Raw genomic sequence first — 4,965 nt, 5'->3', positions numbered from 1 at the left:
GTCCGATGGTGGTGTTACCCACATCCACACCATTCACTTTGCCCTGGCGTTGAACAGGGGTCACAGCTTCGACGGTGCCGCAGCTTGCGCAGACATTGGCGCGCGGCGAGGCTTGCGCGACCACGACCGGGCTGGTGTGCGGCTTGGCGGGCTGCGTGTGTTTGGACGTGTCCGCCGCCAGCTTGGAAGTTTGCGCAGGTTCATTGGCGGCAGCCGATCCACCCGGCTGCGCGTCGGACCGGTTGACGACCAGCGCGGCGGCCAGCGCCATGACGGTCACGCCGAGCACGGCAACGATGGCGACAAGCGCCTTGCTGTGCTGCAGGCGTTGCGAGAAGCCCGGCTGCGAGGCAGGCTGGGGTTGAACGGCGGGTTGATTAACTTGGTTGTTGGTGTCCATGATGGAACTCCTGTGTGTGAGCCCCGGTTGTAACAACACTGACGGATACATCCTGTAGGACGAAGTGACATTCGTAAGGAAAGCTTTCCGCGTTCAGGTGAAAGTGTGCGCTTTTGCGCACTTCAGCACGTGTTCACACCGCCCTCATACAGCCTTCACCCAGGCTTTACACGTATTTTTAGACGCCCCCATGGGGATGGGTCGGGTCCACCCACAGCACCGTGTCTGGCTTCTCCACAGGATCGATATCGAGGTTGATGGCAACCGCTTCGCCATCACTGCGGCACAGCACGCACTCCAGCACCTCGGTCGGGCTGGCGTTGATTTCCTGGTGCGGCACATAAGGCGGCACATAGATGAAGTCGCCCGGACCCGCCTCGGCGGTGAATTCAAGACGCTCGCCCCAACGCATGCGAGCCTTGCCCCGGATGACATAGATCACACTTTCCAGATGACCATGATGATGGGCGCCGGTCTTGGCGTCGGCGTGGATGGTCACCGTGCCGGCCCAGAGCTTTTGGGCACCGACGCGGGCGAAGTTGATGGCGGCGCGCCTGTCCATGCCGGGTGTTTGTGCGGTATTGCCATCAAGCTGATTGCCGGCGATCACGCGCACGCCGTCGTGCTTCCATGGCGGGTCGGCTTCTCCCTGCGCGTGAGGATGCGCGTGTCCAGGACCGTGGGAATGATCGTGGTCGTGAGGATGATGCGGAAGCGTGGGGTCATTGCTCATGCTGCCAGCGTACACCAGCGCCGTGCATTCAGTCCAGCACAACGGCCTCCCGCACTGCGCAGCAATGCCGCGCGCGCTGAGCAACCTTACTTGTAGCGTTCCCGCGCCAGCGCCGCACCTGCACCCAGCGCCTGCAACTTCTTCAGGGCCACTTCGCGGTCCATGGGCGCCAGGCCGCAATTGGTGCAGGGAATCAATCGGTTTCTGGGCACATATTTGAGCGCCTTGCCGATGGTGTCGGCCACCTGCTCGGGCGTTTCAATCTCCTCGCTGGCGACGTCGATCACGCCGACCATCACGTCCTTGCCCTCAAGCAGCGCCATCAGGTGCGGCGGCACGTGGGAGTGGTAGCACTCCAGGCTGACCTGGCGGATGGTGCTTTTGGCCAGCGCCGGAAACACGGTTTCGTACTGCCGCCATTCCTCGCCCAGGGTTTCCTTCCAGTCGGTGTTGGCCTTGATGCCGTAGCCGTAGCAAATGTGCACGGCGGTCGTGCAGGTCAGGTCCTGCGCCGCGCGCTCAAGCGCCCTCACGCCCCAGTCGGCGGCTTCCTTCATGTAGACRTTGAASGCSGGTTCGTCGAACTGGATGATGTCSACSCCGTCGGCCTGCAGCGCCAGCGCTTCCTGGTTCAGSAGCTCMGCRAASGCSATSGCCATCTTGACCTTGTCGCCGTAGWACTGGTCGGCCACGGTGTCGACAATCGTCATCGGGCCCGGCAAGGTGAATTTTATTTTTTTGGTGGTGTGCGCGCGCAACAGCCGTGCTTCAGCAGCATGCACCCGGCCCTTGAGCTTGAGCTGCGACACCACCTGCGGCACCATCGCGTCGTAGCGGTTGTCGCGTATGCCCATCTTGACCTTGTGCTCGAAGTCGATGCCGTCAACCTGCTCCAGAAAACCGTGCACAAAGTGCTGGCGCGACTGCTCGCCGTCACCAATCACGTCCAGGCCCGCGTCTTCCTGCACCTTGATCCACAGCAGCGTGGCGTCGGCCTTGGCCTGCCTGAGTTCTTCGCCTTCACTTTTCCACTGAGGCCAGAGTTTTTGGGTTTCCGACAGCCAGCCAGGTTTGGGCAGGCTGCCGGCGATGGCGGCGCTAAAGAGCGGAGTGGCAGGAGGCGTTTGCATGGGGTGGTCCTTGTCTCGATATTTGTTCAGTGTTTTTTGTGGGTAGCCGGTTTCAAACTCAGAAAAACTCCCGCGCCAGCAGTTCATAGGAGCGCCTGCGGGCAACGGGGTCGTGTGTCCAGGTGATCACGACCAGCTCGTCAACCCCCAGTGTATGAGCCAACGCCCTTAATTTGGCAGCAACTTGCGGGCCGCTGCCGACCAACGCATTGGCCCTGAGCCTGTCGGCCTCGGCCTGCTCGACCGGCGTATACGGCCGCAGCGCCACTTCTTCGGGCGAAGGCAGGGCCGCCAGCGCGCCGCGGTTGYGGTCTATCTTCCAGCGCTCGCGACCCGAGAAGTGATGCCAGGCCTCGGCCTCCGTGTCGGCCGCCAGCGCCCAGACGCAGAGCACCGCCTGCGGCGTCGGGTGGCGCGGGCTGGGCCGGTAGGTGGACCGATACAGGTCCAATGCCTGCTCCGCGCCCTGCCCGTCGGTGATGAAGTAAGCAAACGCATACGGTAGTCCATAGTGCGCGGCCAGYTGCGCGCCGTAGTCAGAACTGCCCAGCATCCACATCTCCGGCGTGGTCGGCCCCATGGGGTTGGCCGTCACGCCGCGGCCCGGATGGCCTTCGGGCAGGTCAACGCCAGCCAGCCAGGCCTGCAGCTCACGCACCTGGATGGGAAAGTTCTCGGCCGACTGACGCGGGTCGCTGCTCAGCAAACGCGCCGTACGCATGTCCGAGCCCGGCGCGCGGCCCACGCCCAGGTCGATGCGGCCCGGCGCGATGGCTTCGAGTACCCGAAACTGCTCTGCCACCTTGAGCGCCGCATAGTGCGGCAGCATGACACCGGCGCTGCCCACGCGGATGCGGCTGGTGGTGGCCGCGATGGCTGCCATCAAGACTTCGGGGGCCGAGCCGACGATGCTGGGGTGGCTGTGATGCTCGCTGACCCAAAAGCGTTTGTAGCCCAGCGCTTCGCAGTGGCGGGCCAGTTGCAGGGTTTCGCGGATGGAGGCGTCTTCCGTGCGGCCGGTGACGGCGACGGACTGGTCTAGGACTGAAAGACTGATCATCGGGAAACTATAGCCAGACCCGTTAAATCCCGCTCGGGCGGGGTTACCCTTCTGCGCTCTGTTCCAATAGAGGGTTCGTTCCCGTCCAGACCAGAGATAAAGAAGTAAATCCTATGGCACTCAAAGCCACTATCTACAAAGCCCAGCTAGCCCTGTCCGACATGGACCGCAGCATCTACGCCGACCACAGCGTGACCATTGCGCGCCACCCGTCGGAGGCCGACGAACGCATGATGATCCGCCTGCTGGCCTTCGCGCTCAACGTGCCGGCCGACGACAAAAAGGGCAACCTTGAATTTGCCAAGGACTTGTGGGACGTGGATGAAGCCGCGCTCTGGCACAAGGACTACACCGAGCAGATCCTGCACTGGATTGACGTCGGCCAGCCCGACGACAAGCGCCTGATGAAGGCCGCCGGGCGGGCCGAAAAGGTCAGCGTCTACAGCTTTGCCAGCAGTACACCGGTCTGGTGGAAGAACATTGAAACCAAGCTCACCCGCGCCGCCAACCTGGTGGTCTGGCAGATCGATGCGGCAGAAAGCCAGGCCTTGGCCAAATTGGCTGAGCGCAGCATGCAGCTGCAGGTGACGGTGCAGGACGGCACGGTGTGGATGAGTACAGCGCTCGGGTCGATAGAGATCACGCCGCGCCGGTTGACGGCCGGCGCGTCTTAAACACCAGGACGCCGAGAGGATGCATCCTTCGCGTCCCCGGAATCCTTGTGCTGGTCTTGATGCTGATAAAGCGGCAGCGCTGCCCCGCAATGAAAGCAGAAGTCTGCCTCGGGCAGGTGGCCTTCGGTCAGGCATTCATGGCAGGTGCGCGTGGTCGGCAAGGCCAGATGCTGCAGCCGCCGCTCCGCCGCCATTTCGGCCGTGACGATGCCGGTGGGCACCGCAAGAATGCCCCAGCCCAGCAACATCATGAATGACGAGATCAGCCGGCCCAGGTCTGTCTTGGGCGTGATGTCGCCAAAGCCTACCGTGGTGACCGTGCTGATGGCCCAGTAGACCGAGGTCGGGATGCTGGTAAAGCCGTTGGACGGCCCTTCGACCACGTACATCACGGTACCCATCACCAGCACCATCATGACCACGGCTGACAGGAACACCAGAATCTTGCGGCCGCTCGCTGCCAGCGCCCGGCCCAGCGACTGGTATTCAGCCACGTAGGCAGCCAGCTTGAAGATACGGAACACACGCAGCAGCCGCAGCACGCGCACATCGATGAGCGCATGGAGTTCCGGAAAGAACAGCGCCAGGTAAGTTGGCAACACGGCGACCAGATCGATGATGCCGAAAAAACTTGTCGCGTACTGCAGCGGCTTGCGCACACACACCAGGCGCGCGATGTATTCGGCGGTGAAGAGTAGCGTGAAGATCCATTCGACCACCGCGAACGCCCGGCCGTGCGAAGCATGGATCGACTGCACGCTGTCGGCCATCACCACGGCGATACTGACCAGGATAAGGGCGATCAGTGTCTTGTCAAAAAGCCGTCCGGCACGGGTGTCGGCCTCAAAGATGATGGTGTACAGGCGCAGCCGCCAGCCGTCGAGCGGCTTGTCATCCAGGTCAGGCGAAGGAGGAAGAGACGGAGCGGGTTTGGCCATGCAGGAAAAGCGCAGCAAGCGCCGCGTGTT

General features: G+C 62.8%; 5 protein-coding genes and 1 pseudogene. 1 reads left to right on the top strand and 5 read right to left on the bottom strand.

Annotated elements, in window-relative coordinates; all coding sequences use genetic code 11:
• From AC1DWI_RS13730 to AC1DWI_RS13715, 4 genes and pseudogenes are all read right to left on the bottom strand, one after another.
• A pseudogene (locus AC1DWI_RS13730) lies at window positions 1-400 on the bottom strand (glycine zipper 2TM domain-containing protein); the annotation flags it as partial.
• A gap of 178 nt (window positions 401-578) precedes the next feature.
• Complete coding sequence (locus AC1DWI_RS13725) at window positions 579-1,133, bottom strand: cupin domain-containing protein (protein ID WP_477725026.1); 555 nt, start codon at window positions 1,131-1,133, stop codon at window positions 579-581.
• Window positions 1,134-1,219: 86 nt separating this feature from the next.
• A complete protein-coding gene (locus AC1DWI_RS13720; protein ID WP_477725025.1) occupies window positions 1,220-2,263 on the bottom strand; it encodes a methionine synthase in 1,044 nt (347 codons plus the stop codon).
• A gap of 58 nt (window positions 2,264-2,321) precedes the next feature.
• Complete coding sequence (locus tag AC1DWI_RS13715) at window positions 2,322-3,320, bottom strand: LLM class flavin-dependent oxidoreductase (RefSeq protein ID WP_477725027.1); 999 nt, start codon at window positions 3,318-3,320, stop codon at window positions 2,322-2,324.
• A 116-nt stretch (window positions 3,321-3,436) separates the two neighbouring features.
• Here AC1DWI_RS13715 and AC1DWI_RS13710 point away from each other — a divergent pair, with 116 nt between their 5' ends.
• Window positions 3,437-3,997, top strand: coding sequence for a YaeQ family protein (locus AC1DWI_RS13710; RefSeq protein WP_477671455.1), 561 nt, complete (start codon window positions 3,437-3,439; stop codon window positions 3,995-3,997).
• Here AC1DWI_RS13710 and AC1DWI_RS13705 read toward each other — a convergent pair.
• The gene (locus AC1DWI_RS13705) at window positions 3,994-4,935 is read right to left on the bottom strand and encodes an ion transporter (protein ID WP_477671454.1); all 942 of its coding nucleotides are present in this window, start codon (window positions 4,933-4,935) and stop codon (window positions 3,994-3,996) included. The two genes, AC1DWI_RS13710 and AC1DWI_RS13705, sit on opposite strands and share 4 nt — an antisense overlap.
• Window positions 4,936-4,965 lie beyond the last annotated feature (30 nt).

This window comes from Polaromonas sp. P3_C2, assembly GCF_056402675.1.
Note: the sequence above shows the minus strand (reverse complement) of the source record. Positions and strands in the feature narration are given on the sequence as shown.

Bases quoted from the DNA above. Each gene is read 5' to 3' on its own strand.
- AC1DWI_RS13725 (WP_477725026.1), bottom strand. From the start codon at position 1,133: ATGAGCAATGACCCCACGCTTCCGCATCATCCTCACGACCACGATCAT.
- AC1DWI_RS13710 (WP_477671455.1), top strand. From the start codon at position 3,437: ATGGCACTCAAAGCCACTATCTACAAAGCCCAGCTAGCCCTGTCCGAC.
- AC1DWI_RS13705 (WP_477671454.1), bottom strand. From the start codon at position 4,935: ATGGCCAAACCCGCTCCGTCTCTTCCTCCTTCGCCTGACCTGGATGAC.